Source organism: Priestia sp. P5_B4 (assembly GCF_056400385.1).
Genome location: NZ_JBFULJ010000965.1, coordinates 1 through 1,361, shown reverse-complemented (window position 1 = coordinate 1,361; position 1,361 = coordinate 1). Strand labels below are relative to the sequence as shown.

Sequence of the window (1,361 nt, the reverse complement as noted above, 5' to 3'; positions counted from 1 at the left end):
GCTCCATTCCTGGTGATTTATCTTGACGTCTTGAGGTGACGTCTTACTAAATGATATGAGTGATAACTTGTCCACTATTCCGATATTTTCTTCAAAAGTGTATGAAACTTCGAATTTTTGGACAAGACTGATGTTAAAAAGGTGATTATATATGTTTGGGTTAGGCAAGCAACGTAGTAAATTAGGAAAATGGTTAGATCAAAGAGGAATTTCGCAACAATGGTTAGCTAGCACCTCAAAGGTTAGTAGATCTACTGTTAGTGATCTTTGTAAGCGAAACGTAGAACATGCACCTACACAACGAACTATGACCAAAATACTCAATGCTTTAAGAAAAATCGATCCCAATTTAAAGGCACATGATTTTTTTGATATGTAGGTAGAAAATATTATAATTATCCTGGGAACAATACTTAAATTTATCGACTTTAACGTAGCAGAAAAGCCTACTTGTTATGGGACTGATCCCTGAATTCGAGACAGGGGTCAAAACACCTTTTAAACAGCCAGTTGCCGGTATTGTACCGGTGACTGGTTGTTTAGTTTCGTTTGAATACGGATATGGTTATAATAAGTAATGTAGCTTTCGACAGTTTGTTCTACGATGGCAGTCGTAGTACATGTTAACTCGTCGAGATAAAACGTTTCAGACTTTAGGCTGGAATGAAACGATTCAATGGAGGCATTGTCTGCAGGTGTCCCTTTGCGGGACATACTCATGATGATGCCTCTTTCTTTGACTTTTTGTTGATATGAATATGATGTGTAAACTGAACCTTGGTCGCTATGCAATGTACATCCTTCAGGTAAAGGAGGGAGTTGACTTAATGTATCTAAAACAAACTCTACGTTTTGACTATCACTCATTGAATACGCAATAATTTCGCCATTAAATAAATCTTGAATACTTGAAAGATACAACTGTTTAGGTCCAAAAGGCAAGTAGGTAATATCGGTAACCAGCTTTTGAAGAGGGCGCTCTGCTCGGAAATTACGGTTTAACACGTTTTCTGCAACCTGATAAGGTTGTCCTGTTTGTAGCCGTTTCTTCCTTTTAACTCGGCATTGCCAACCGTATTTCTGCATGATACGCTGCACTGTTTTATGGTTGATATGCATGGTTTGATTGAGTAACGCTGTAATTTTTCGATAGCCATATCGAAATTTATGTTTACGGCACTGTTCACCAACTTTTCCTTCTATCCATTTCTTTCTCTTTGTTTCTTCTCCTTGCTCATTTTTCTGCCAACGATAATAAGTTGATCGAGGAATACCCAGACACTGACAGATTTGAGAGATAGGCAGTTTTTCTTTTAATTCTTCTACTAAGTTCAATACAACTTCTGGTACCACTCCGTTTC

The 1,361-nt window shown here is 37.6% G+C and carries 2 protein-coding genes; one reads left to right on the top strand and one right to left on the bottom strand.

All coding sequences use genetic code 11. The features are described from left to right. Window positions 1-151: 151 nt before the first annotated feature. Complete coding sequence (locus AC1DRF_RS27920) at window positions 152-379, top strand: helix-turn-helix domain-containing protein (protein ID WP_427077089.1); 228 nt, start codon at window positions 152-154, stop codon at window positions 377-379. A 119-nt stretch (window positions 380-498) separates the two neighbouring features. On the opposite strand, the gene AC1DRF_RS27915 is transcribed toward AC1DRF_RS27920, so the two are convergent. Beyond that, a partial coding sequence (locus AC1DRF_RS27915) for an IS3 family transposase (RefSeq protein ID WP_477742302.1) occupies window positions 499-1,361 on the bottom strand: 863 nt, incomplete at its 5' end.

Bases quoted from the DNA above. Each gene is read 5' to 3' on its own strand.
- AC1DRF_RS27920 (WP_427077089.1), top strand. From the start codon at position 152: ATGTTTGGGTTAGGCAAGCAACGTAGTAAATTAGGAAAATGGTTAGAT.